The sequence below is a fragment of the Pseudomonas mandelii genome (genome assembly GCF_024138395.1).
Lineage (GTDB): Bacteria > Pseudomonadota > Gammaproteobacteria > Pseudomonadales > Pseudomonadaceae > Aquipseudomonas > Aquipseudomonas mandelii_E.
Genome location: NZ_JAMYDU010000001.1, coordinates 154,862 through 181,124 on the forward strand (window position 1 = coordinate 154,862; position 26,263 = coordinate 181,124).

Genomic DNA, 26,263 nt, shown 5'->3' on the forward strand with positions numbered 1-26,263 from the left:
GCCGCAGGTTCTGGGTCGCGGCGGCGGGGCGTTTCGTCGTATTTATGTTTCTCGATGATGCCGCGCTGCCCGCCGGCCTTGCTCGCAAGATCGGCTGTCAGGGAGATTGTCGGCAGTCTCTTCTATATATAGAAGGGTTGGCGCAGAGCCCTGGCGTGACTGGCTGTAATTGCCATCGGGGCGAGGTGCATTCGTGCATTCGCACCTATAAATTGCCTGCTGCTTTTTTACCCGTTTTCAGTAGGGTGACTTCTTGAGTTTGACCCACTAGAATGCATGCCCTTGATTCTGGGGTCGGAAACGGCCGGCTAACGTCTGTGCAACGAGGAATATCCATGCAAGTTTCTGTTGAAAATACTTCTGCTCTTGAGCGCCGCATGAGCATCACCGTGCCGGCTGAGCGCATCGAGACTCAGGTCAACAAGCGTCTGCAGCAGACCGCCCAAAAGGCCAAGATCGCTGGCTTCCGTCCAGGCAAAGTGCCTATGAGTGAAATCAAGCGCCGTTTCGGTGCTGATGCACGTCAAGAAGCCGTGGGCGATGTGATCCAGTCTTCCTTTTACGAAGCTGTTGTCGAGCAGAAGCTGAACCCGGCTGGCGCTCCTTCGATCGAGCCTAAATCGATGGAAGCTGGCAAAGATCTGGAATACGTCGCAATCTTCGAAGTGTTCCCGGAGTTCACCGTTGCCGGTTTCGAAGGTATCACTGTCGAGCGCCTGAGCGCTGACGTGGCTGATGCCGATCTGGACAAGATGCTGGAAGTCCTGCGCAAGCAGAACACCCGTTTCGAAATCGCCGATCGCGCTGCTCAGAACGAAGACCAGCTGAACATCGATTTCGTCGGCAAGGTCGACGGTGAAGTGTTCGCTGGCGGTTCCGCCAAAGGCACTCAGTTGGTGCTGGGTTCCGGTCGCATGATCCCTGGTTTCGAAGACGGTCTGGTTGGCGCTAAAGCCGGCGAAGAGCGCGTTCTGAACCTGACCTTCCCTGAGGACTATCAGAACCTCGACCTGGCAGGCAAAACTGCTGAGTTCACCGTGACCGTGAACACTGTTTCCGAGCCTAAACTGCCAGAACTGACCGAAGAGTTCTTCGCTCAATTCGGCATCAAGGAAGCCGGTCTGGAAGGCTTCCGCGCCGAAGTTCGCAAGAACATGGAGCGTGAACTGCGTCAGGCGATCAAATCCAAGGTCAAGAATCAGGTTATGGACGGTCTGCTGGCCACCAACCCGATCGAAGTGCCAAAGGCTCTGCTGTCCAACGAAGTTGACCGTCTGCGCGTGCAGGCTGTTCAGCAGTTCGGCGGCAACATCAAGCCAGACCAACTGCCGGCCGAGCTGTTCGAAGAGCAAGCCAAACGCCGCGTTGTGCTGGGTCTGATCGTGGCTGAAGTGGTCAAGCAATTCGACCTCAAGCCTGACGAAGCCCGCGTCCGCGAGATGATTCAGGAAATGGCTTCGGCTTATCAGGAGCCTGAGCAGGTTGTGTCTTGGTACTACAAGAACGACCAGCAACTGAACGAAGTTCGTTCGGTTGTGCTGGAAGAACAAGTTGTGGATACTGTTCTGCAGAAAGCTAGCGTGACCGACAAATCGGTCTCTTACGAAGAAGCGGTCAAGCCGGTAGAAGCTCCACAAGCCGACTGATTGTTTTTGCGGTAAGAAGTACACACATAAGCCAGCCTTCGTGCTGGCTTATGCGTATTCAAGACATAACTATTTGGGAGTGACTGCAGAGCATGTTCCGTAATTCGTATATTCAGCAGAACTCTGATATCCAGGCCGCAGGCGGCCTGGTCCCGATGGTTGTCGAGCAGTCTGCTCGTGGCGAACGCGCCTATGACATCTACTCGCGCCTGCTCAAGGAGCGAGTGATCTTTCTGGTTGGTCCGGTAGAGGACTACATGGCCAACCTGATCTGTGCGCAACTGCTGTTCCTTGAAGCGGAAAACCCGGACAAGGACATCCATCTCTATATCAACTCGCCGGGCGGTTCGGTGACGGCGGGCATGTCGATCTATGACACCATGCAGTTCATCAAGCCAAACGTGTCGACCACCTGTATCGGTCAAGCGTGCAGCATGGGCGCGTTTCTACTGACGGCCGGTGCCCAAGGCAAGCGTTACTGCCTGCCGAACTCGCGTGTGATGATTCACCAGCCACTGGGCGGTTTCCAGGGCCAGGCCTCGGATATCGAAATCCATGCCAAGGAAATCCTCTTCATTCGTGAGCGTCTCAACACGCTGATGGCCAAGCATAGCGGGCGCACTCTTGAAGAAATCGAGCGCGATACCAACCGCGATAATTTCATGAGTGCAGAAGCTGCGCGTGAATACGGGTTGATCGATGAAGTGATCAATCAGCGCCCCGCTTAAAATAAGCAGCTCAAAATAAGGTGGGTCGGCGGGTCCGATCACCAGCGGGCTTGAAAAAGCCCGCAATAGCCTTCATCTTGTGTTGCAAGCCTATCGGATTTGGATCGAACGAATGACTGACACCCGCAACGGCGAGGACAACGGCAAGCTGCTCTATTGCTCCTTCTGTGGCAAAAGCCAGCATGAAGTACGCAAATTGATTGCCGGCCCCTCGGTCTTTATCTGCGACGAGTGCGTCGACCTGTGCAATGACATCATCCGTGAGGAGGTGCAGGAAGCCCAGGCCGAAAGCAGCGCGCATAAATTGCCTTCGCCTAAAGAAATCAGCGGCATCCTTGATCAGTACGTGATTGGTCAGGAGCGTGCGAAAAAGGTTCTGGCCGTAGCGGTGTACAACCACTACAAGCGTTTGAACCAGCGTGACAAAAAGAATGACGACGTCGAACTCGGCAAAAGCAACATATTGCTGATCGGCCCGACAGGCTCGGGTAAAACCCTGCTTGCCGAAACACTGGCCCGCTTGCTGAACGTTCCGTTCACCATCGCCGACGCAACCACCCTCACCGAGGCGGGTTATGTAGGTGAAGATGTCGAGAACATCATTCAGAAGCTGCTGCAGAAGTGCGATTACGATGTAGAAAAAGCCCAGATGGGCATTGTCTACATCGATGAGATCGACAAGATCTCGCGCAAGTCTGACAACCCGTCGATCACCCGGGACGTTTCCGGTGAAGGCGTGCAGCAAGCCCTGCTCAAGTTGATCGAAGGCACGGTCGCTTCCGTTCCGCCTCAAGGTGGTCGCAAGCATCCGCAGCAGGAATTCCTTCAGGTCGACACCCGTAACATCCTGTTCATCTGCGGTGGTGCGTTCTCCGGTCTGGAAAAGGTTATTCAAAACCGTTCCACCAAGGGCGGCATCGGTTTCAACGCGGAAGTGCGCAGCAAGGAAGAAGGCAAGAAAGTTGGTGAGTCCCTGCGTGAAGTCGAACCTGACGATTTGGTCAAGTTTGGTCTGATCCCGGAATTTGTCGGTCGTCTGCCGGTACTTGCCACGCTGGACGAGCTTGATGAGGCTGCGTTGATGCAGATTCTCACCGAGCCGAAAAATGCTCTGACCAAGCAGTATGCCAAGCTGTTCGAGATGGAAGGCGTGGACCTGGAATTCCGGGCCGACGCGCTGAAATCGGTCGCCAAACGTGCTCTGGAACGCAAAACCGGTGCCCGTGGGCTGCGTTCGATTCTCGAAGGTGTATTGCTCGACACTATGTATGAAATCCCCTCGCAGTCCGAGGTGAGTAAAGTAGTGATCGATGAAAGCGTTATAGAAGGCAAGTCCAAGCCACTGTATATCTACGAAAACAATGAGCCGACTGCCAAGGCAGCGCCGGACGCCTAAGCGTCACACTGCTGGAATAAAGAAGGGGCCTTCGGGCCCCTTTGCTATTGTGGGAGCTGGCTTGTCGGATCGCCGCTCGCTGCGAAGGCGGCATGACAGCCGACCTGATTTTTTGGATGTATCCGGACCCATGCAGGCGCTACCGTAAGCAGCGATCTTTAAAGTGGTTCTTTTATCCGCTTGTTTTTTTTGAAAACAGCCCCCATCTTGGTTTCAAGCTTACATCCATCTGTTTACGGCCTTATGGCCGCCGTAGAGGCGAAATCATGAAGACAACCATCGAATTGCCTCTCCTGCCATTGCGTGATGTCGTGGTTTATCCGCACATGGTTATCCCGCTGTTCGTGGGGCGCGAGAAATCCATCGAAGCCCTCGAGGCAGCGATGACGGGCGACAAGCAGATCCTTCTGCTGGCTCAGCGAAATCCTGCTGACGACGATCCCGGTGAAGAAGCACTTTATCGCGTAGGTACCATCGCTACCGTTCTGCAGCTGCTCAAGCTGCCTGACGGCACGGTCAAGGTTCTTGTTGAAGGCGAGCAGCGGGGCGCCGTGGAGCGCTTCAGCGAAGTCGACGGCCATTGCCGTGCCGAAGTTTCGCTGATCGACGAAGCCGACGCGCCTGAGCGCGAGTCGGAAGTGTTTGTCCGCAGCCTGCTGGCTCAGTTCGAACAATATGTGCAGCTGGGCAAGAAAGTGCCCGCTGAAGTCCTGTCGTCGCTGAACAGCATCGACGAGCCAGGCCGCCTGGTCGATACCATGGCCGCGCACATGGCCTTGAAGATCGAGCAGAAGCAGGAAATCCTCGAAATCATCGATTTGTCGGCCCGGGTCGAGCACGTTCTGGCGTTGCTGGATGCCGAGATCGATCTGCTGCAAGTCGAAAAACGCATTCGCGGCCGCGTTAAAAAGCAAATGGAGCGCAGCCAGCGCGAGTACTACCTGAATGAGCAGATGAAAGCCATTCAGAAAGAACTGGGCGACAGCGATGAAGGCCACAACGAAATCGAAGAGCTGAAAAAGCGTATCGATGCCGCCGGTCTGCCGAAAGACGCGTTGGCCAAGGCCCAGGCCGAACTGAACAAGCTCAAGCAAATGTCGCCAATGTCCGCGGAAGCGACGGTGGTGCGTTCGTACATCGACTGGCTGGTTCAAGTGCCGTGGAAGGCTCAGAGCAAGGTGCGTCTGGACCTCGCCCGTGCCGAAGACATTCTCGATGCCGACCACTATGGTCTGGAAGAAGTCAAAGAGCGGATCCTCGAATACCTCGCCGTGCAGAAGCGCGTGAAGAAGATTCGTGGTCCGGTGCTGTGCCTGGTTGGGCCTCCCGGGGTGGGTAAAACCTCTCTGGCGGAGTCGATCGCTCACGCCACCAACCGCAAATTCGTGCGCATGGCCCTCGGTGGTGTGCGCGATGAAGCGGAAATTCGTGGTCATCGCCGGACTTATATCGGTTCGATGCCAGGAAGATTGATTCAAAAGATGACAAAGGTGGGCGTCCGCAACCCGCTGTTCCTGCTCGATGAAATCGACAAAATGGGCAGCGATATGCGTGGCGATCCGGCGTCGGCGTTGCTGGAAGTGCTCGATCCCGAGCAGAACCACAACTTCAACGATCACTATCTGGAAGTCGACTACGACCTGTCCGATGTGATGTTCCTGTGCACCTCCAACTCCATGAACATTCCGCCGGCACTCTTGGACCGGATGGAAGTGATTCGTCTGCCGGGTTACACCGAAGACGAGAAGATCAACATCGCCGTCAAATACCTTTCGCCGAAGCAGATTACCGCCAACGGTCTGAAGAAAGGCGAGCTGGAATTCGACGCCGAAGCGATCCGCGACATCATCCGCTACTACACCCGCGAAGCCGGTGTACGTGGGCTGGAGCGCCAGATTGCCAAGGTTTGCCGCAAGGCGGTCAAAGAGCATGCGATGGAAAAACGCTTCTCGGTGAAGGTCACTGCCGACATGCTCGAGCACTTCCTGGGCGTGCGTAAATTCCGTTACGGTCTGGCTGAGTCGCAGGATCAGATCGGCCAGGTCACCGGCCTGGCATGGACTCAGGTGGGCGGCGAATTGCTGACCATCGAAGCCGCGGTCGTGCCGGGTAAAGGCCAGTTGATAAAAACCGGTTCTCTGGGTGACGTGATGGTCGAATCGATCACCGCAGCCCTGACCGTTGTTCGTAGCCGAGCGAAGAGCCTGGGAATCCCTCTGGACTTCCACGAGAAGCGCGACACGCATATCCATATGCCTGAAGGGGCAACGCCGAAAGATGGCCCTAGCGCCGGTGTAGGCATGTGCACGGCCCTGGTGTCAGCATTGACTGGTATTCCTGTACGCGCAGATGTTGCCATGACCGGTGAAATTACCTTGCGTGGTCAGGTGCTGGCGATTGGTGGTTTGAAAGAAAAACTGCTGGCTGCTCACCGTGGCGGAATCAAGACGGTGATCATTCCTGAAGAGAACGTACGCGATCTGAAGGAAATTCCTGACAATATCAAGCAAGATCTACAGATTAAACCAGTTAAATGGATTGACGAGGTCCTGCAAATTGCGCTGCAATACGCGCCGGAGCCCTTGCCGGATGTGGTTCCGGAGATCGTTGCAAAGGATGAAAAGCGCGAGACTGACTCTAAGGAAAGAATTAGCACGCATTAGTACGCATATGCCTGGGGGGCTTGTTGACAGTTTTTTAGAGCCCTTGTTATAAAGCGGCTCTTAAGTGTCTGTAGGCCATTCAGCACTCGTTTTTTTGCTTTCACCAAAAAACTTAGAATCAAACTCAAATAGATATAAGGGGACTTAGAGTGAACAAGTCGGAACTGATTGATGCTATCGCTGCATCCGCTGATATCCCGAAAGCTGCTGCTGGCCGTGCGCTGGACGCTGTAATCGAATCCGTCACTGGCGCTCTCAAGGCTGGCGACTCTGTTGTTCTGGTTGGTTTCGGTACCTTCTCCGTGACCGATCGTCCAGCTCGCATTGGTCGTAACCCACAGACCGGTAAGACGCTGGAAATCGCCGCCGCCAAAAAACCAGGTTTCAAAGCCGGTAAAGCACTGAAAGAAGCTGTCAACTAAGTTCGATTCAGGTTTTTGCCTATCCGGGTCGGGGTCATTCCTGACTTGGCAGCGGAGCGGTAGTTCAGTCGGTTAGAATACCGGCCTGTCACGCCGGGGGTCGCGGGTTCGAGTCCCGTCCGCTCCGCCAGTTACGAGAAGGCGCATCCTCGGATGCGCCTTTCTTCTATCCGGATTCTACCCACGCTCCACGGTTGCCTAATTTTGAAGTTCAACCGTTTCTGGGGGACGCATGCTGCAGAATATCAGGGACAATTCACAAGGCTGGATTGCCAAGACCATTATCGGGATCATCGTTGTATTGATGGCTTTCACCGGTATCGAGGCCATTTTCCAGGCGACGACCAACAGCCAGGATGCGGCCAAGGTCAATGGTGAAGAAATCAGTCAAAACGAGCTGAACCAAGCGGTTGACATGCAACGCCGTCAGCTCATGCAACAGCTTGGCAAGGATTTCGATGCTTCCTTGCTCGACGAAAAAATGCTGCGCGAATCGGCCCTCAAAGGCCTGATCGATCGCAAACTGCTGCTGCAAGGCGCAGAAAAATCAAAATTCGCTTTCTCCGAAGCGGCTTTGGATCAGGTGATCCTGCAAACGCCTGAATTCCAGGTGGATGGCAAGTTCAACGCCGACCGCTTCGATCAGGTGATCCGTCAACTCGGCTATAGCCGTCTGCAATTCCGCCAGATGCTGGCTCAGGAAATGCTGATCGGTCAGCTACGCGCTGGCTTGGCCGGTAGCGGCTTTGTCACCGATGCACAGGTTCTGGCCTTCGCCCGTCTGGAAAAACAGACCCGCGATTTCGCCACCTTGAACGTCAAGGCAGATCCTGCGGCGGTGAAACTGACTGACGACGAAGTCAAAGCCTACTACGACGAACACGCCAAGGAATTCATGACGCCGGATCAGGTGGTCATCGACTACCTCGAATTGAAGAAGGCTTCCTTCTTTGATCAGGTCAGCGTCAAGGACGAAGATCTGCAAGCGGCGTATCAGAAAGAAACCGCGAACCTGTCCGAGCAACGCCGGGCTGCGCATATTCTGATCGAAGTGAACGATAAGGTGACCGAGGCGCAAGCCAAGGCCAAAATCGAAGAAGTGCAGGCGCGTCTGGCCAAAGGTGAGAAATTCGAGGCCCTGGCCAAGGAATTCTCCCAGGATCCAGGCTCGGCGAACAATGGCGGTGACCTCGGTTTTGCAGGTCCGGGCGTCTACGATCCAGCGTTTGAAAAAGCCCTGTATTCGTTGGCCAAGGATCAGGTTTCGGAACCGGTTCGTACCGACTTCGGTTTCCACCTGATCAAGCTGTTGGGCGTTGAAGCCCCTGAAGTGCCGACGTTCGCCAGCCTGAAAGACAAGCTGACCCGCGAGCTGAAAGCCCAGCAGGTCGAGCAGCGTTTCGTCGAGGCGACCAAGCAATTGGAAGACTCGTCGTTCGAAGCCTCCGATCTGGCCCAGCCAGCACAAGACTTGAAGCTGACTGTCCACACGTCCGCGCCATTCGGCCGGGAAGGTGGCGAAGGTATTACGGCCAACCGTGCCGTGGTGACCGCTGCGTTCAGTCCTGAAGTGCTGGATGAGGGTGCCAACAGCACCGCCATCGAGCTGGACCCGGAAACCGTGATCGTCCTGCGCGCCAAGGAACACCGCAAGCCTGAGCAACTGCCGCTGGAAAGCGTGGCTGCCAGCATCCGTGCGCAGTTGACCAAGGAGCATGCCAGTGCTGCCGCCAAGACCAAGGCTGAACAACTGATCGTCAGCCTGCGCGATGGCAAGACTGCGCTGGACAAGGCGATCGATGGCCAGAACTGGAAAGTGACTCAAGCGGCGACTCGCGCTCAGGAAGGGGTCGACCCAACTGTGCTGCAAGCGCTGTTCCGCATGCCCAAGCCTGTCTCCAAAGACAAGCCGACTTTCAGCAGCGTGACCCTGGCCGACGGTAGCCTGGTGATCGTGCGTCTGGATGGCGTGAACGAAGCCGCGGCGCCGACTGAAGAAGAGAAGGTTCAATACCGTCGCTTCCTCGCCTCGCGCATTGGCCAGCAAGACTTTGCGGCCTATCGCAAACTGTTGGAAAGCGAGGCTGAGATCGAGCGTTTCTGATGCTTGACTGAGCTTTAGCGCGACAGAAAAGACCCCGGCCGAAAAGCTGGGGTTTTTTTATGGGCGAAGATCAAAAGATCGCAGCCTGCGGCAGCTCCTACTGGTGTACGCGATTCCATGTAGGAGCTGCCGCAGGCTGCGATCTTTTGATCTTCGCTCTGCTTAGAACTCGGCTCAACAAACCTGTAACTGTTTTAAGACATAATCGATGCTCCGCTAAGCATCGATCTGTTGCACAATACGACCCGAACCGTTTTCCTCAGGATGTTCAATGTTTAGATCAATTCCCATGCGGGTTGTGGGGCTGGCCGTGGTGCTGGCCGCCGCTGCCGGTTGTTCATCGAAGAAAGCCGCCATCTACGAGCATGAGAACTTCGACGATTCCGGAACGTTTTCGCGCAACTACCCGGTGACCGATAAGCAGAGCTGCGAGGCCGCCCGTCGGGCTTTGCTCAGCCAGGGTTACATCATCACCAGCAGCGATCCGAAACTGGTCAGTGGTCACAAGAGCTTCCAGCAAACTGGTGAGACCCATATGGAGATCAGTTTCAATGTGGTCTGTGCCGATGACGGCAGCGAAGGGCATCATGCGACGATGTTCGCCAACGCCCTGCAAGACCGTTACGCGCTGAAGAAGACCAACAACTCCGCCAGCCTCGGTGTCGGTGTATTGGGCTCGGTATCGATGCCGATCGGCTCATCTGACGATTCGATGGTCAAGGTCGCCAGTGAAACCGTATCCTCGGCCAAGTTCTACGAACGTTTCTTTGCCTTGGTCGAGTTGTTCCTGCCGCCGGAAGCGAAGAAGGCCGCACACATTACCGAGAAGCCGAAGACTGATCTGGGCGTGCCTGAAGTCAAGGCTGCGCCGGCTCAGTTGGCGCCGACCTCGACCCCTGCGGCAGAACCTGCGCCTGCTCCAGCGCCGGCAGCTGAACCTGCACCTGCTCCTGCCGAAACCGCTCCAGCCAGTTCGGAGCCTGTTGCACCACCTGCTGAAACGGCGCCGATCACTCCAGAGCAGGGCAGCGAGCCGGCTTCGTCCACGGAAACGGTGACGCCACCGGCAGACTCAAGCACCATGCCCCCTCCGAGCGAGCCGATTTCGGCCATGCCTCTCTCCGGGCAATAATCGGTTAATGTTACGGATCGGGTCAGACGACTCCGATCCCGTAACACCTTCCAAGATTGATCCACATCAAATCGAGCCGTATTCCTACGGTTCGTATAGAAAAAATCCTGTGATAAATTCCTGACCACCTGCTACGTTTTATTGAGTAGCGATGTAGTGTCATGCCCGCGTCATTTTTCTTTCATGCGGGCACTTTATGCTCAGGGCACTGGTCATTTACTCAGACGATTTTTTCAACAAGCGATGGGGGTTTAATAATGGACGATTATCAAGAAGAACTGCTCGAGTATCAGGCGTTTGAACTGGACCCGCTGGAACCGGCCGAAGACGCTACCGAGTTATAAACCTTACGCGGATTGGCGATGACTGCGGCGAAACTCGCCGGGGGTCTGGCCGTTCCAGCGTTTGAAGGCCCGCTGGAACGCTTCGGCAGAGGCAAACCCTAGCAGGTAGGCGATTTCGCCGAACGCCAGTTCGGTGTCGCGGATATAGGTCATGGCGAGGTCGCGGCGTGTGTCGTTGAGAATTGCACGAAATTGCGTGCCTTCCTCGGCGAGTTTGCGACGCAAGGTCCAGGTTGGCAGCTTCAGGCGTGCCGCCACTTCTTCCAGGTCGGGTTCCCGACCACCATTGAGCAACGGCCCCAATAACTGAGTGATGCGTTCACGCAGGCTGCGGGTGCGTGTCAGTTGCTCCAGTTCCCGTTCACACAGTTGCAGCAGGTGCCGCCAGGTGCTCGGGCAGTGTTCCGGGTTGCGCTGGGCGAGGCTGTCCAGGCTCAGACGCAGTTGATTCTGTTCGGCGCCAAACTGAATCGGACAATCCCCCAACACGGCGTACGCCTCGCGGTAATCCGGCGCGTCAAACTCGATCTCGATCCGTTCAGCGCGTAGCGGGGCAGGGCTTACGCTGGATAATTGCTGCAACCAGCCGGCGATGATCGAATCGACCACGAAGCGGTTGTAGGCGTTGTAGGGGCTGATGGAATAGAACCGCAGCCAGGCACCTTGGGCGTCTTCATGAAAGCTCGACTGGCCGCGATAGTTGGAACCATACAGCGCTTCGAAGCGAATCAGGCAGCGCGCTGCTTCCCGCACGGTGGGGGCTTGGGCGGCGGTGACTCCGGCCAGGCCGGCCTGGCTCAGGCGACTGAGCTGGCCCATGCGCAAACCCAGTGCCGGATCGTCGGTCAATTGAATGGCGCCGTGACCCAGGCGCATGTAGCGCGGGATCGAGAGACGGGCGCCGGCCTCGGCCAGTCGCGCGGCGTCGAGGCCGTACTGTTCGAGCAGTGGTTGTGGGTCAAGGCCATGGCTGCGCACGGCATCGGCCAGGCTATGGACGAAGCCCACCGACAAATCTCCGAGGCGCATCGGCTGCGGTTTCATCGCTTACAGCCAGAGATTCAGCAAACGCGCGCCCCGGGCATCGCCGTCGGCGAATTGTTGCCCGTTGCTGCTGAGAAAGCTTTGACCGGCGCTGCCCTTGTCCCAGAACTGACCGCGCAGGAACACACTCATGCCGGCGATGGCCTGGCTGCTGGACGGTTGGGCAATCAGCGTCAACCGATGCCAGGCTTGACCCTCACTGAGTTCGTCAGCCTTGAGGCTCACAGAGCTCGGCGTGGACTGGCCTTTGTAGCCGCGCCACGGTTGATCCCAGGACCCGCGCCCGACGATGAACGCCGGGACCGCCACCAGTTGCGCGCCTTGATCGTCGAGTTTGCGATAGTTGTCGGGGTACCAACTGTCGCTGCCGATCAGCACGCCCAAGCGTCCGGCCGGTGTATCGACGACGTTGATCGTGTGTGCGGAATTGGCTTCGACGGTGTCGTGCCCAGCGAAAGTCGGGTGCATTTGCCGCTGCGGCTGGCCGATCGGCAAACCGTCGCGACCGAACACTACGCTGCTGTTGTACAGAGCACCGCCGCCAATCTTCAGGGTGCCATCGCTGACACTCGGCTCGGGCAACACGATGGAGCCCGCCACCAGAGTGATGCGAAATTCTTTCGCCAGGCCGCCGAACAGCGCCTGGTAATCCTTGGCCATTTTCTTGGCTTTCATCCGCAAGTGCGCATCGTCTAGGCGGCTGTTGCCCTCAGCACTGATCAGGGCGCGGATGAACTGCAACGGGTTACTCACCACCAGCCAGTTCATGGCTTCTTTAAGGGTGGTGGCCTGATACAGCTCGTCTTTTTCGCCGCTGATCATTAGCCAGGTGCCGACATGTTCGGGCAGTACGACGATGGTCTTTTCGTTCAGCAGGCCCTGATCCTGAGCCTTCTGCAAGTAGGCCGCTAGCTTGCGGTGCAGGCGTTCGGAGCTTTGATAATCGGTGGGGAACAGCTCGGGCTGGATGCCCAGCAGATTGCCGCGATCGGCGGGGGTGCCCTGATTAACCGCGAGACTGATGCGCAGGTCTGACAAGTAATGTCCCACCGGACGGTCCGCGGCCCACATGGCGTAGGTCGTGAGGGCGGCGATCAACGCCATGGAGAAGGTCAGGTACAAAAGTTTGCGCATGGGGAAACAGTCAACGGCCGTGTGCAGGGTTCGCGACTAGGGTAGGGCCCATGCCCGCGCTTGCCAAGGGGCGCTGCACATTTGGATCAATAAGTTGTCAGTTACGGTCATTGAGTGACAGCGGTGCGACTCTTAGTCTGTCGAACATGACTGACGGGGGCCGAAGAGCTCCTGCATTTTTTCCGTGATCGCTCGTTGTGGAGTTACCGATGGCCGCCGCTCATTACCCGCACCTGTTAGCCCCGCTGGACCTGGGTTTTACCACGTTGCGCAACCGCACCCTGATGGGCTCGATGCACACGGGCCTTGAGGAAAAGCCCGGTGGTTTCGAGCGCATGGCTGCGTATTTCGCCGAGCGTGCCCGTGGCGGTGTAGGCCTGATGGTCACCGGCGGTATCGGCCCGAACGATGAGGGCGGGGTTTACTCCGGCGCGGCCAAACTCACTACCGAGGAAGAGGCACTCAAGCACCTGATCGTCACCCGGGCAGTGCACGAGGCGGGCGGCAAGATCTGCATGCAGATTCTTCATGCCGGGCGTTATGCCTACAGCCCTAAACAGGTGGCCCCGAGCGCGATCCAGGCGCCGATCAACCCGTTCAAGCCTAAAGAGCTGGACGAGGAAGGCATCGAGAAGCAGATCAGCGATTTCGTCACCTGCTCGACCCTTGCGCAAAAAGCCGAGTACGACGGCGTCGAGATCATGGGCTCCGAAGGTTATTTCATTAACCAGTTCCTCGCGGCCCACACCAACCATCGCACTGATCGCTGGGGCGGCGCTTACGAAAACCGCATGCGCCTGGCGGTGGAAATCGTTCGTCGGGTGCGCGAAGCGGTCGGCCCGAACTTCATCATTATCTTCCGCCTGTCGATGCTCGACCTGGTGGAAGGTGGCAGCAGTTGGGAAGAGATCGTGCAATTGGCCAAGGCCATCGAGCAGGCGGGCGCGACGATCATCAACACCGGCATCGGCTGGCACGAAGCGCGGATTCCGACCATCGCGACCAAGGTGCCGCGTGCGGCGTTCAGTAAGGTCACTGCCAAGTTGCGTGGGGAGGTAGGCATTCCGCTGATCACCACCAACCGCATCAACACCCCGGAAGTGGCCGAGCAGATTCTGGCCGAAGGCGATGCCGACATGGTGTCCATGGCGCGACCGTTCCTCGCCGACCCGGATTTCGTCAACAAGGCCGCAGCCGGTCGTGGCGATGAAATCAACACCTGCATCGGTTGCAATCAGGCGTGCCTGGATCACACCTTTGGCGGCAAGTTGACCAGTTGCCTGGTGAACCCGCGGGCTTGCCATGAAACCGAACTCAATTACCTGCCGGTGCAGCAGATCAAGAAAATCGCCGTGGTCGGTGCCGGGCCTGCCGGTTTGTCCGCCGCGACCGTAGCTGCTGAACGGGGTCATCAGGTGACGTTGTTCGATTCGGCCAGCGAAATCGGCGGCCAGTTCAACATCGCCAAGCGAGTGCCGGGCAAGGAAGAGTTCTTCGAAACCTTGCGCTACTTCAGCCGCAAATTGCAGACCACCAACGTCGAGCTGTGCCTGAACACCCGTGTGGATGTGGCGCAGTTGGTTGAGGGCGGTTACGACGAAATCATCCTGGCGACCGGCATTGCGCCACGGGTACCGGGCATTCCGGGCGTCGAGCATGCCAAGGTGCTGAGCTACCTGGACGTGATCCTGGAGCGCAAACCGGTGGGCAAGCGCGTCGCGGTAATCGGCGCCGGTGGTATCGGTTTCGACGTGTCGGAATTCCTCGTTCACGAGGGTGTGGCCACCAGTCAGGACCGCGAAGCGTTCTGGAAGGAGTGGGGCATCGATATACACCTCCAAGCGCGCGGTGGTGTTGCGGGCATCAAGGCTGAGCCGCATGCGCCGGCCCGTGAAGTGTTCCTGCTGCAACGCAAGAAATCCAAGGTCGGCGACGGCCTGGGCAAGACCACCGGCTGGATTCACCGCACGGGACTTAAGAACAAGCAGGTGCAGATGCTCAACAGCGTCGAATACCTGAAGATCGACGACGAAGGCCTGCACATCCGCATCGGCGAAAACGGCGAACCGCAGGTGCTGCCGGTGGACAACATCGTGATCTGCGCCGGGCAGGATCCGTTGCGTGAATTGCAGGACGGTCTGATCGCCGCCGGGCAGAACGTGCACTTGATCGGCGGCGCGGACGTGGCGGCGGAGCTGGATGCCAAGCGCGCTATCAATCAGGGTTCGCGGTTGGCGGCTGAGTTGTAACAGCAAGCCCAGCGTGCCAATGGCCATCGCGGGCAAGCCTCGCTCCTACAGGGTTTCGAGTTAAAGCACAACCTGAAACCTGTAGGAGCGAGGCTTGCCCGCGAAGGCGTCCTGTCTGCTGCTAAGATACCGGCTCATTACCCCGAGCCGGCATCAATGCTTTCCCCTCCAAACTGGCTACCCCAAGCCCCCCTCGAACCCCTTCACCTCGACTGGCTCACCACCGCCGGCATCGACGTCGCGATCCTGCGTCTGGATCAGATTGACCCGCTGATCAGCGGCAACAAGTGGTTCAAACTCATCGAGCACCTGAAAGCCGCCGACAAGCATGGCGCCCAAGGCATCATCAGCCTGGGCGGTGCTCATTCCAACCATCTCCATGCATTGGCCGCTGCGGGCAAACGCTTCGGTTTCACCACGGTCGGCCTGCTGCGCGGGCATCCGCAAGACACCCCGACGGTAAAGGACTTGCAGGCGTTCGGCATGCAGTTGCATTGGTTGGGTTATGGCGGTTATCGAGCGCGGCACGAACCAGGCTTCTGGGCGCCATGGCGGGAGCAATACCCCGAGCTACATCCAGTGCCGGAAGGTGGCGGTGGCTTGCCTGGGGCGAAGGGCTGCATGCGACTGAAGGAGATAGCCTGCGAGCAACTGAGCGCTCTAGGCTGGAGCAACTACGATGGCTGGTGGCTGGCCTGCGGAACGGGCACGACACTGGCCGGGCTGGTTCTGGCTGAGGCGGGTGAGCATCCGGTGCATGGCGCGCTGGCGGTGCCTGACGATCATGGCGTGGCGCAGCAGGTCGAGATGATTGTGCAGGAAGCCGGTCTGATCGATCCCGCCTATGAACTGCTGGACGCCAGCCGTGGCGGCTTTGCCAAAGTCGATCCGCTATTACTGGAATTCATCGAGCAGACCGAACAGGCCAGCGGCATTCCCCTCGAACCGTTGTACACCGGCAAGGCGCTGCTGGCGCTCAAGCAGCAAGTCGAGGCGGGTAAATTTGCCCGGGGAACGCGCTTGATCTTCATCCACACTGGCGGCTTGCAGGGCCGCCGGGGTTTCAGTTCACGGTGAGGGGACTAAGAAATTTGAGCGACGAAAATCCTGTAGGAGCGAGGCTTGCCCGCGAAGAACGATGACGCGTAATACCTGAAAAACCGCGGTGCATTCTTCGCGGGCAAGCCTCGCTCCTATAGGTTTCAACCGCGCGTGGGCATCATCCGCACCAAGGTGTTATCGCGCACCACATAGTGATGATAAATCCCGGCCACGGCGTGCAGTCCGATCAGCCAATAGCCGATCGTCCCGCCGAGCACATGCCAGCCCTCGAGCTCCTTGGCCAACGGTTTGTTTTCTTCGATCAGCAACGGCAGGTCGATGCCATAGAACATCACCTGATGCCCCTCGGCACTGGTAATCAGCCAGCCCAGAATCGGCATGGTGATCATGAAAATATACAGCGCCCAATGCATCAGTTTGGCGAGCAGGGTTTGCCAGCGAGGCGAGGCGGGGGATATCCGGGGGGCCGACCCCAGGCAGCGGGCGAACAGCCTTAGCCAGACCAGCATGAACACCGTCAGGCCGAGCATGAAGTGCGCTTCCTTGATCAGCGTCCGGCCGTCACTGCCTTTGGGGAATATCCCGCGCAATTCGATACAGGCATAAACCGCTATCAACAGCACCAGCATCAACCAGTGCAGCGCTATCGATACGCTGCTGTAGCGTGATTCGGAATTCTTCCAGGGCATACGGTGTTTCCTCACAGGTCTGGTCTGAAGTCACCGTTCTTGTTCGACGGCGTGGGTTAACTGTAATCCTGTTTTGCCGGTTTGCTTGAGATGAATGGTCTGTTCAATGCTCTGGATCAAGTGATCGGCCACAAAAAAGCGCCAGTTCCGTTAAAGGAGCTGACGCTTTTTTATGGCGCGAGAGGCGCAATCAGTTGGTTTGCGGCATCTCGCCCTTGGCCAGGCGCTTGTTGATATCGGCTATCACTTCCGGTAAATCGGTGATGGTGTCGATCATGTAGTGCGGCCGCGAGCCTTCGAACATGGTGTGAATGCGCTTGCGTTCGCTGGCCAGTTTTTCGCTGCTCAGGGCGCGATAGCCTTCGTAGTCCAGACCCAGCGCGTTGCCGGAACAGATCAGCGCCACGGTCCACATGCCGGCGCGGCGACCTTCGAGAATGCCCGGCACCGTGTCGTCGATTTTCACGCAGGCCGCGACGTCGTCGATGCCCAGGGCGATCACGTTGGCCAGTGCCTGAGCCGGCCAAGGGCGACCGTTGGGTACTTCGTCGGTGGCGACCACGTGATCGGCGACGTAACCGTTGGTGGCGGCCAGTTCGACCACTTTGTCCATGACCTGTTTCGGGTAGCCGGAGCACGAGCCGATCTTGATCCCTTGTTGGCGCAGGTTGGCGATGGTGTCCAGGGCGCCCGGAATCAGTGCCGAGTGTTCGGCGATTTTTTCGATCTGCAGTGGCATGAAGCGTTTGTAGATGGCGGTGACGTCATCGTCGGTTGGGGTGCGACCGAACACGTTGCGGTAACGCTCGGCGACTTGCGGCTGATCGCACAGGGTTCGGATGTGGTCCCACTTGCCCATGCCCATCGGCCCGCGGGCTTCTTCGATGGAAACCTGGACGTCGAACTCGGCGAAGGCTTCGACAAAAATCTGCGTCGGGGCGAAGGAGCCGAAGTCGACCACGGTGCCGGCCCAGTCGAGGATGGCGGCTTGGAGTTTGGTTGGGTTGGTGTAGTTCATGTCTCATATCCTGTCTTGGGGAATGGTGATCCCTGTAGCAGCTGCCGAGCCTGCGAGGCTGCGTTCGGCTGCGAAGCAGTCGTAAACCCTGCGCACCTGGTTTAACTGAAAGATCGCGGTGCTTGATTTCACGACTGCTTCGCAGCCGAACGCAGCCTCGCAGGCTCGGCAGCTGCTACAGGTCGTCGTGAATCAGATTTCTAGTACTTCCATCTCGCGCAGCACCTCGGCCACTGCCGCCACCGCAGCGTGCATTTCGGCCTGGTTGACGTGGCCGATGCAGCCGACGCGGAAGGTTTCGACCTGAGTCAGTTTTCCGGGGTAAAGGATGAAACCCTTGGCCTTGACCCGCTCGTAGAATTCCTTGAACTGATAGCGCGGGTCTTTCGGCGCGTGGAAGGTGACGATGATCGGCGCCTGGATCGCGGCGGGCAGGAAGCTGCGCAGGCCCAGTTTGGCCATGTCATCAAGCAACACCTGGCAGTTACTGGTGTAGCGCTGATGCCGAGCGGGCAAGCCACCTTCTTCGTTGTATTGCAGCAACGCTTCGTGCAGCGCCGCGACCACGTGGGTCGGCGGGGTGAAGCGCCATTGGCCGGTCTTGGCCATGTAGGTGTGCTGATCGAACAAGTCCATCGCCAGTGAGTGCGAGTTACCGGCGGCCTTTGCCAACGCTTCTTTGCGCGCGAAAACGAAACCCATCCCCGGCACACCTTCCAGGCATTTGCCCGAGGCGGCGATCAGTGCATCGAACGGCACCTGTTGGGCGTCGATCGGCAAGGCGCCAAACGAACTCATGGCGTCGATGATCAGGCGTTTGCCGTGTTGCTCGATGACGTGGGCGATTTCCGTCAGCGGGTTGAGAATGCCGGTGCTGGTTTCGCAGTGAATCAGCGCGACGTGGGTGATGCTGGCATCGGCCCGCAGCAGGCGGTCGACGTCGGCGGCGGTGGTCGGTTCATCTTCAGCGGTTTCGAAGGTGCTGAACGAGCGGCCAAGCACTTCGCAGATTTTCGCCAGACGTTTGCCGTAGGCGCCGTTGATCAGTACCAGCACTTTACCGTCGCGAGGCACCAGCGTGCCGATGGCCGCTTCGACCGCGAACGTGCCGCTGCCTTGCAACGGCACGCAGTGATGGCTGTCGCCGCCGTTGATGATCGTCAGCAGCTGTTCGCAGAGGCTGGCGGTCAGTTGGTTGAAACGGTCATCCCATGAGCCCCAGTCGACCATCATTGCCTGACGGGTGCGGCTCGATGTGGTCAATGGGCCGGGGGTGAGCAGGATGGGCTCGGCAGTACTCATTCTTGTGTCCTCGCAAAAGCTCAGTGGGATGAAGCTACGGGACATAAATTGCAATTCGGTGAGCTATCAATCAAATTGTTTGTTGTTATGCCAGCCATCAGTGAGGGTTATTCATGAATCTGTTTCAGCTGCGCGCCTTCGATGCTGTGGCTCGGGAAGGCAGTTTTACCCGCGCCGCCGAGCGCCTGTTTATCAGCCAACCGGCCGTCACCGGGCACATCAAGGCGTTGGAGGAGCACTACCAGATCACCTTGTTGCGACGCACCGCGCGGCGGGTCGAGCTGACAGAAGAGGGCACCAAATTGGCGGCGATCACCCGGGCGATGTTCGGCCTGGCCGAAGAAGCGCAGGTGATGCTGGAGGCCAACCGGCAGTTGCTGACCGGGCGCCTGGAAGTGGCGGCGGACGGGCCGCACATGGTCATGCCGATGCTCGCCAGTTTGCGCGCGCGTTATCCGGGGATCACCGTGAACCTGCGGTTGGGCAATGCTCAGGAAACATTGGCGGCGTTGTTGTCGGAGCATGCCGACGTGGCAGTGCTGACCGAGGTCGAACCGCGCAAGGGGCTGCACCTGCAAGCCTTGAGCGAGTCGAGGATTTGCGCGTTGGTGCCCGCTGGGCATCCGTGGGCGCAAAAGTCGAAAGGGGTACAGCTCAAGGAGCTGGACCAGGTGATCATGGTCCTGCGCGAGCCAAGTTCGATTACCCGACGCACGTTCGACGAGGCGTGTGCTCAGGCCAAGGTCAATCCACGGGTGTTGCTGGAGCTGGACAGTCGTGAGGCCGTGACCGAGGCCGTGGCCGCAGAATTGGGCGTGGGCGTGGTGTCGTCGGTGGAAGTCAGCCACGACCCGCGAGTGGCGGCGGTGCCGATTATTGGCGAGGGGTTGGTTAATCGGCACATGATCGGATGCATGGAGCGGCGGCGGGATTTGCGCTTGATACAGGCGTTTTTTGGGTTGGCGCCAAATCTGACTTGATCGTGGATTCCCTGTAGGAGCTGCCGAAGGCTGCGATCTTTTGATCTTCGCATTTAAAAGCAGAATCAAAAGATCGCAGCCTTCGGCAGCTCCTACAGAGTGGGTAAGCTTTCGCGAACCATCTCCAGAAACGTCGCCACCACTCGCCGCGAACTCTGTTCGCGCAAGCACACCAGGGTTTCCGTCAGCCGCCGTGTGCAATCGGTAATCGGCAACGCGCACACCCGCGAATCCGCGCCGAATTCAGCGGCCGACACCACCCCCACGCCAATCCCGACCACCACTGCCTCGCGCGCCGCTTCGCGGCCTTCGACTTCGATCGCCGGGCGGATGCGAAACCCGGCGCGGGTCATTTCTTCTTCCAGGGTTTGCCGCGTCACCGAGCCGATTTCCCGCAGCACCAGCGGCGTGTCGTCCAGGTCCGCCAGGCAGATGGATTCGCGATCAGCCCACGGATGATGGCGTGAAACGAAGGCCACCATCGGGTCATTGCGCAGTGGCAACGAAAGCAAACGATCGTCGCTGACATCGCGTCCCAGCAGGGCCAGGTCGGCTTGGTAATTGAACAGCCGAAACAGCGATTCGTCGGTGTTACCGGTTTCAATCTTTACGCTGATGCCGGGATAGCGCTCACAGAACCGCGCAATCTGCGGCAGCACATGCACCGGCGCATCCACGGCCAAAATCAGGCTGCCGGTTTGTAACGCCTGAGACGCGTGAAGCAACTCCTGCGCCTCGGCCTCGATGACGAACAGCCGCTGGGTGATGCTCAACAGGCGTTCGCCCAGATCGGTCAGGCGCACGGAGCGTTTATTGCGGTGGAACAGCAACACACCGAAACGCTCCTCGAGCTTGCGCACTTGGTCGGAAATCGCCGGTTGGGTCAGAAACAGCCGCTCGGCGGCTCTGGTAAAGCTTCCATGGACCGCGACGGCATGGAAGGCTTTGAGCTGGGCGTGGGATACCGACATCGAACACTCCAGAAACAAGCTGGGCCAGTAACAAGCTGAACTTATATTGGAAATACGATAAATCGATTTCACTTATTAATCAGTAATTGTTTTTATCCGCTTCAACCCCGGTGACTGGTCAGTCGAACAGCATCGGTGGCCATGAGCCCATGCGTGCAATCAGCAGGACTCATCTGACCGGTATCGCCTCAGGGATCAGGGGCTACCGCAGTGCTCAACAATAAAAACACAGGCGTTTTCTTCCAATTCTGCCGGCACACTCACACCCTGAGGTCAGAACCACAATGAACAGTCCCATCGGTACCATCAAGCGTTGGCGCGTGCAGATTTTCGCCATCACCTGGCTCGCGTATGCCGCGTTCTACTTCACCCGCAAAGCCTTTTCCGTGGCCAAACTGGGGATCGCCGAAGACCCCGACTTCACCCTCGACAAAATGGCCATGGCCAACCTCGATGCTATCTACCTGGCCGCTTACGCCATCGGACAATTCACCTGGGGCATTCTGGCCGACCGCTTTGGTCCAAGGGTTGTGGTGCTCGGCGGATTGCTGATTTCCGCAGTGGCCGCGCTGGTGATGGGCAGCTTTGCCACGTTGCCGATTTTCGCCACGTGCATGCTGATTCAAGGGCTGGCGCAGTCCACCGGATGGTCGGGGCTGTGCAAGAACATCGGCAGTTTCTTTCCCGCCGAGCAGCGTGGGCGGGTGCTCGGTTTATGGAGTTCCTGCTACGCCTTTGGCGGACTGGTGGCCTCACCGTTTGCGGGTTGGTGGGCGTATACGCTGATCGGCACCTGGCACGCGGCGTTCATTTCCAGTGCAGCGGTGGTTGGGCTGGCCGCCGTGTTGTTTTTTATTTTTCAGCGTAACAAACCCGAAGACGTTGGCTTGCCAGCGGTGGAGCCGGAACCGGAGCTGACCGCTGAAGAGGCACATGCTCAAAGCAAGATCAGCATCCTGGAGCCGCTGCGGGAAATCCTGCGCAACCGCACAGTGTTGGTGCTGGGGCTGGCGTACTTTCTGTTGAAACCGGCGCGCTACGCGATTCTATTGTGGGGGCCGGTGATCGTCTTCGAACAAATGCCCACGGTGGGCAAAGTCGGCGCAGCGATTATTCCCACCGCGTTCGAACTGGCCGGGCTGCTCGGGCCGATCCTGCTGGGGCTAGCCTCGGACAAACTGTTCGGTGCCCGACGCATGCCGGCCTGTGTGTTGAGCTTGTTGGCACTCACCGTTTCCCTGGCGCTGTTCATGGGCGCCCTGCAAACCGGCAGCGTGTTGCTGGTGGTGGCGCTGCTGTTCGTCATGGGCCTGACCCTGTACGGCCCGGACTCGATGATCAGCGGCGCGGCGGCCATCGATTTCGGTACCGCCAAGGCCGGTGCCACGGCGGCGGGCTTCGTCAACGGTTGCGGCTCGGTCGGGGCGATTCTCGGTGGGCTGCTGCCGGGTTACTTCGACTCGGTCACGGTGTTCATCGTCTTTGCCGGCTGCGCATTGTTCTCCGCTCTGGTGTTGATTCCTTACTGGAACAGCCGCCCGGCGGGTCTGCGTCCCGAAAGTGCATCTGTGCCTAACCAACCGATGACTGTAAAACCCCTGCGTACATAAGGATTACCCCATGAGACCTTACTGGCTGGAACAGGCGCTGGCGGCCGAGTCCTGCGCGCGGTGCGAACCTTTAGCGGGTGATGCCCGCGCCGACGTCTGCATTGTCGGTGGCGGCTACACCGGGTTGTGGACCGCAATCATGCTCAAACAGCAGAACCCCGAACTGGACGTGCTGCTGATCGAGGCGGACATCTGCGGTGCCGGTGCCAGTGGGCGCAACGGTGGTTGTGCGCTGTCGTGGTCGGCCAAGTATTTCACCCTGGAACGGTTGTTCGGCGTCGAAGAAGCCGTGCGCTTGGTCAAGGAGTCCGAGCGCAGCATCCACGCCATCGGCGCCTTTTGCGAACAGTACGCGGTGGACGCCGATTACCGCCTCGATGGCACGCTCTACACCGCGACCAATCGCGCCCAATGCGGCTCGACCGACGCGGTGATTGCGGCGCTGGAGCGCAACGGCATCAATTCTTTCACCCAGCGGCCACTGGCGGATGTACAGCGCATGGCCGGTTCCAGCAAACACCTGGAGGGCTGGTTTTCCCCGGCTGCCGCGAGTGTTCAGCCGGGCAAACTGGTGCGCGGCTTGCGTCGGGTGGCCTTGCAGTTGGGGGTGAAAATTCATGAAAACACGGCGATGACCGGCCTCGTGGAAGGCAAGCCTGCTGGGGTTAAAACACCCAATGGCACGGTTCGCGCCGACCGGGTGGTGCTGGCGATGAATGCCTGGATGGCTCGGGCGTTTCCACAGTTCGAACGCAGTGTAGCGATTGTTTCCAGCGACATGCTGATCACCGAACCGCGGCCGGATCTGCTCAACGAGATCGGTTTGACCAGCGGCGTGACGGTGCTTGATTCGCGGATTTTCGTGCACTACTACCACAACACCCCGGACGGTCGAATCATGCTCGGCAAGGGCGGCAATACCTTCGCCTACGGTGGACGAATGTTGCCGGTGTTCGATCAGCCATCGCCCTATGCCGGCTTGTTGCAGCACAGCCTGAGCGAGTTCTTCCCGGCGTTCGCCAAGGTCAAGGCCGAGGCCACCTGGAACGGGCCGTCGGATCGCTCGGTCACCGGTTTACCGTTTTTCGGCCAGATGAGTTCCAGCGGCAATGTGTTCTACGGTTTCGGTTACTCCGGCAGTGGGGTCGGGCCTTGCCATATGGGCGGGCAGATTCTCGCCTCTATGGTGCTGGGGCTGGACAATGCCTGGACTCGTTCGCCTTTGGTGAACGGCCCGTTGGGCTTTTTTCCGCCGGAACCGATCCGTTATCTGGGTTCGCTGATGGTGCGCAATGCCATTCGCCGCAAGGAGCGCGCCGAGGATCACGGGCGTCGGCCACGGCACCTCGATGTGCGTCTGGCCAAGTTTGCCGCGGCGGCGGGCAAGGCCGACAAGGGATGAAACTCAAGGTGCGAGATCCGAGCGATTGATCAGCCAATCGAGCAGCAGACGGCCATCGCGGCGTGGCTCCGGAGCTGGGCGGGGAGGCTGGGGATGGCCCATGCCGGCACACAAAACCGGCCGGTCCGGGTCGCTGTCGAGGAAACTGATCAGCACCTCGGTGCCGGCCATGGGCAGCCTGGCCGGATCGATTCGACCGTCCGGCGTTGCAAGGGCCACCGGTAGCCAGAGACCAGCGGACTCATCCGCCTCGAACGCCGGCGTCGGCCATAGCCTGACCTGTATCCGGCCTTGGTCATCGAGCGCCGCCGGTTGCCCGACGGGACCCAGCACCCGTGCGGTCTGATAGCCCGGGATGCTCGGCCTGGCTTGTTTAAGCGCCGGCCTGAAGACCGTTGACCAGGGAATGGCGGTGAACTGATTGCTGTAGCGCCGGGCAATGCCGGGCGGGTCCTCGGCGAGAATCGACGGCTGCTGCCCCCGGTGCCGGATTTCGGTGAGCAGCCACTGATCATTGAAACTCGAGAGCGGGTGCTGCGCCACTTGCAGGATCCGTCCACTGCGCAGTTCGCTGTGGTTGCTTTGGCCGTGGATCTGCCGTTGCTGGCAACGCAGGCGTTCCAGCAGTCGATGGCTGAGCTGGTCGCGATGAAGTTGTTCGGGGGCAGGGCGTGCCGTCGCCGGCCCCGTTCTGGTGAGCGGGTGGTTGGCCGCTCCATCGCCGATCACTCGCGTGCCGCGGTTTCTGGCCTCCCATCGTGCGGGGGCGAGGTCCGGCTCATGGCGCTGGAACAGTTCACTGATCACCGGCAGAACGGAGTCGTTGAATGCGTCGTCATGAAACGGCATCAGCAGTGGTTCCTGAGGGAAATTCAGGCTGTCATCGGCGAGCACCAGCACGTGCCCGTCGTGCTGATGTTCGAAGTGATAGTGGATGCCTTCTTCTTCACACAGCCGCTGCAGGAAGACCAGATCGCTCTCATCGTACTGAATGCAAAAAGGCCGGGGCGGGTAGCAGCCGTTGACCAGTTCGAAGCGATAGCTGTGCTCGGGCAACTGATGCTCCTCCAGCAACTGGCGCACGATCGCGGGCACGCTGAGACGATGAAACACCCGACGCGAACGGTGCCGATCCAAGTGTTGAAGATGGGGTGTCAGCACCAGGGAATAGCCGACCCGGTGCGGGCCGCGATGTTCGCGACTGACGCTGTGGATCACGCCGTGAATGCCTTGGTCATCCGCCAGCCGCAAAAACGCCGGTTGTTGCAGCCATTGCTCGAGGTGCATCGCCGGGGCGAGGCCGATCACGTCGATGTCGAATCGATAGGGCTGGTTGAGACTTTCATGGCCACTGAACTGCAACACCTGCAGGCTCAAACCGCCGTCGAGGAGTGTCAGGGTAAAGGGGCTTTCCTTGTCGTTGTGCATCGAACGCGCTTCTGCCAGGGAGGATGGGCGCAGAGGGTACGGAACCACAGCCCTGAAGCGTCACCGCAAATCGACTTTTCAGAATCGCCCTACAAACACTGGTGAAGAAGTCGATTCGTCATGGGGTGAAGATCTTGGAATTTTTGGTCGATTGGCATCTTTAGGCCGTATAAACTTGCGCCATGCGTCGGCCAATAGATGTCTCGGCGCCACAGATCAAGAGAGTGAGTAATGGGCGCACAGTGGAAGGTTAAACACAAAGAAGCGGCATCTAACGCCAAGGGCAAAATCTTCGGCAAACTGGTGAAAGAAATTACCATTGCTGCCCGTAACGGTGCCGATACTGCCACCAACGCACACCTGCGTCTGGTGGTCGAGCAGGCCAAGAAAGCCTCGATGCCCAAGGAAACCCTGGATCGCGCGATCAAGAAAGGCGCGGGCCTGTTGGGCGAAACCGTGCAATACCATCGCGTGACCTATGAAGGCTTCGCACCGCATCAGGTGCCGCTGATCGTTGAATGCGTGACTGACAACATCAACCGCACCGTCGCTGAAATCCGCGTCGCGTTCCGCAAGGGCCAGTTGGGCGCTTCCGGTTCGGTGGCCTGGGACTTCAACCACGTCGGCATGATCGAGGCATCCCCGGACAGCCCTGACGCCGATCCGGAAATGGCTGCGATCGAAGCCGGTGCGCAGGATTTCGAGCCGGGTGAAGACGGCGCGACGCTGTTCCTGACCGAACCTGCGGACCTGGATGCAGTGCAGAAAGCGCTGCCGGAGCAGGGTTTCACCGTGTTGTCGGCCAAGTTGGGTTACCAGCCGAAAAACCCGGTCAGTGGTTTGAGCGAGGAGCAGATGGCGGAAGTCGAAGCGTTCCTCGAAGGCCTCGATAACCACGATGACGTGCAGGACATGTTTGTCGGGTTGGCGGGTTAAAGA

Annotated in this window: 20 protein-coding genes and 1 tRNA gene; 14 read left to right on the top strand and 7 right to left on the bottom strand. The window is 58.7% G+C overall.

Going from position 1 to position 26,263, the window contains the following annotated elements; translation table 11 throughout:
* The first annotated feature begins 335 nt into the window (after positions 1-335).
* The 8 genes from tig (at position 336) to NHU87_RS00670 (ending at position 10,091) form a co-directional block, all read left to right on the top strand.
* On the top strand, positions 336-1,646 hold the full coding sequence (gene tig, locus NHU87_RS00635) for a trigger factor (RefSeq protein ID WP_253544802.1): 1,311 nt from the start codon (positions 336-338) through the stop codon (positions 1,644-1,646).
* Positions 1,647-1,738: 92 nt separating this feature from the next.
* Entirely contained in the window at positions 1,739-2,374 is a 636-nt protein-coding gene (clpP, locus tag NHU87_RS00640) for an ATP-dependent Clp endopeptidase proteolytic subunit ClpP (protein ID WP_007901795.1), read from the top strand.
* Positions 2,375-2,486: 112 nt separating this feature from the next.
* Positions 2,487-3,770 carry an ATP-dependent Clp protease ATP-binding subunit ClpX gene (gene clpX / locus NHU87_RS00645; RefSeq protein ID WP_253544803.1) on the top strand — a complete coding sequence of 428 codons (1,284 nt, stop codon included), beginning with the start codon at positions 2,487-2,489 and terminating at the stop codon, positions 3,768-3,770.
* Positions 3,771-4,036: 266 nt separating this feature from the next.
* Positions 4,037-6,433: an endopeptidase La gene (lon, locus tag NHU87_RS00650; RefSeq protein ID WP_253544804.1), complete on the top strand. Its 2,397-nt coding sequence runs from the start codon at positions 4,037-4,039 to the stop codon at positions 6,431-6,433.
* 149 nt (positions 6,434-6,582) lie between these two features.
* Entirely contained in the window at positions 6,583-6,855 is a 273-nt protein-coding gene (locus tag NHU87_RS00655; protein WP_002552737.1) for an HU family DNA-binding protein, read from the top strand.
* A 53-nt stretch (positions 6,856-6,908) separates the two neighbouring features.
* A tRNA-Asp gene (locus NHU87_RS00660) sits at positions 6,909-6,985 on the top strand.
* A 102-nt stretch (positions 6,986-7,087) separates the two neighbouring features.
* On the top strand, positions 7,088-8,959 hold the full coding sequence (locus NHU87_RS00665; RefSeq protein ID WP_253544805.1) for a SurA N-terminal domain-containing protein: 1,872 nt from the start codon (positions 7,088-7,090) through the stop codon (positions 8,957-8,959).
* 271 nt (positions 8,960-9,230) lie between these two features.
* Positions 9,231-10,091, top strand: a complete 861-nt coding sequence (locus tag NHU87_RS00670) for a DUF2242 domain-containing protein (protein ID WP_253544806.1) — start codon at positions 9,231-9,233, stop codon at positions 10,089-10,091.
* Positions 10,092-10,438: 347 nt separating this feature from the next.
* On the opposite strand, the gene NHU87_RS00675 is transcribed toward NHU87_RS00670, so the two are convergent.
* Together NHU87_RS00675 and NHU87_RS00680 are read right to left on the bottom strand one after the other, a co-directional pair.
* Entirely contained in the window at positions 10,439-11,479 is a 1,041-nt protein-coding gene (locus tag NHU87_RS00675) for an AraC family transcriptional regulator (RefSeq protein WP_253544807.1), read from the bottom strand.
* Positions 11,480-11,482: 3 nt separating this feature from the next.
* Entirely contained in the window at positions 11,483-12,613 is a 1,131-nt protein-coding gene (locus NHU87_RS00680) for a carbon-nitrogen hydrolase family protein (RefSeq protein ID WP_253544808.1), read from the bottom strand.
* A 209-nt stretch (positions 12,614-12,822) separates the two neighbouring features.
* Here NHU87_RS00680 and NHU87_RS00685 point away from each other — a divergent pair, with 209 nt between their 5' ends.
* Together NHU87_RS00685 and NHU87_RS00690 are read left to right on the top strand one after the other, a co-directional pair.
* Positions 12,823-14,862 (top strand): FAD-dependent oxidoreductase, encoded by a 2,040-nt coding sequence (locus tag NHU87_RS00685; RefSeq protein ID WP_253544809.1) that lies wholly within the window; start codon positions 12,823-12,825, stop codon positions 14,860-14,862.
* A 156-nt stretch (positions 14,863-15,018) separates the two neighbouring features.
* Positions 15,019-15,939: a 1-aminocyclopropane-1-carboxylate deaminase/D-cysteine desulfhydrase gene (locus tag NHU87_RS00690; RefSeq protein ID WP_253544810.1), complete on the top strand. Its 921-nt coding sequence runs from the start codon at positions 15,019-15,021 to the stop codon at positions 15,937-15,939.
* A 125-nt stretch (positions 15,940-16,064) separates the two neighbouring features.
* On the opposite strand, the gene NHU87_RS00695 is transcribed toward NHU87_RS00690, so the two are convergent.
* The 3 genes from NHU87_RS00695 to NHU87_RS00705 all read right to left on the bottom strand — a co-directional run bounded on the left by NHU87_RS00695 (position 16,065) and on the right by NHU87_RS00705 (position 18,933).
* Positions 16,065-16,613: a cytochrome b gene (locus NHU87_RS00695; RefSeq protein WP_253544811.1), complete on the bottom strand. Its 549-nt coding sequence runs from the start codon at positions 16,611-16,613 to the stop codon at positions 16,065-16,067.
* A 190-nt stretch (positions 16,614-16,803) separates the two neighbouring features.
* Positions 16,804-17,631, bottom strand: coding sequence for a phosphonoacetaldehyde hydrolase (gene phnX / locus NHU87_RS00700; RefSeq protein ID WP_253544812.1), 828 nt, complete (start codon positions 17,629-17,631; stop codon positions 16,804-16,806).
* Between the two features lie 192 nt (positions 17,632-17,823).
* Complete coding sequence (locus tag NHU87_RS00705) at positions 17,824-18,933, bottom strand: 2-aminoethylphosphonate--pyruvate transaminase (RefSeq protein WP_253544813.1); 1,110 nt, start codon at positions 18,931-18,933, stop codon at positions 17,824-17,826.
* Positions 18,934-19,046: 113 nt separating this feature from the next.
* On the opposite strand from NHU87_RS00705, the gene NHU87_RS00710 reads away from it, so the two are divergent.
* Positions 19,047-19,913 carry a LysR substrate-binding domain-containing protein gene (locus tag NHU87_RS00710; protein WP_050683296.1) on the top strand — a complete coding sequence of 289 codons (867 nt, stop codon included), beginning with the start codon at positions 19,047-19,049 and terminating at the stop codon, positions 19,911-19,913.
* Between the two features lie 92 nt (positions 19,914-20,005).
* Here NHU87_RS00710 and NHU87_RS00715 read toward each other — a convergent pair whose 3' ends face one another.
* Positions 20,006-20,884, bottom strand: a complete 879-nt coding sequence (locus NHU87_RS00715; protein WP_253544814.1) for a LysR family transcriptional regulator — start codon at positions 20,882-20,884, stop codon at positions 20,006-20,008.
* A 284-nt stretch (positions 20,885-21,168) separates the two neighbouring features.
* On the opposite strand from NHU87_RS00715, the gene NHU87_RS00720 reads away from it, so the two are divergent.
* Both NHU87_RS00720 and NHU87_RS00725 read left to right on the top strand, forming a co-directional pair.
* Complete coding sequence (locus NHU87_RS00720; protein WP_253544815.1) at positions 21,169-22,494, top strand: MFS transporter; 1,326 nt, start codon at positions 21,169-21,171, stop codon at positions 22,492-22,494.
* A gap of 10 nt (positions 22,495-22,504) precedes the next feature.
* The gene (locus tag NHU87_RS00725) at positions 22,505-23,896 is read left to right on the top strand and encodes an FAD-dependent oxidoreductase (RefSeq protein ID WP_253544816.1); all 1,392 of its coding nucleotides are present in this window, start codon (positions 22,505-22,507) and stop codon (positions 23,894-23,896) included.
* 3 nt (positions 23,897-23,899) lie between these two features.
* On the opposite strand, the gene NHU87_RS00730 is transcribed toward NHU87_RS00725, so the two are convergent.
* A complete protein-coding gene (locus NHU87_RS00730; protein WP_253544817.1) occupies positions 23,900-25,324 on the bottom strand; it encodes a type VI secretion system Vgr family protein in 1,425 nt (474 codons plus the stop codon).
* Positions 25,325-25,555: 231 nt separating this feature from the next.
* Here NHU87_RS00730 and NHU87_RS00735 point away from each other — a divergent pair, with 231 nt between their 5' ends.
* Positions 25,556-26,260 (top strand): YebC/PmpR family DNA-binding transcriptional regulator, encoded by a 705-nt coding sequence (locus NHU87_RS00735; RefSeq protein ID WP_253544818.1) that lies wholly within the window; start codon positions 25,556-25,558, stop codon positions 26,258-26,260.
* Positions 26,261-26,263: the final 3 nt, after the last annotated feature.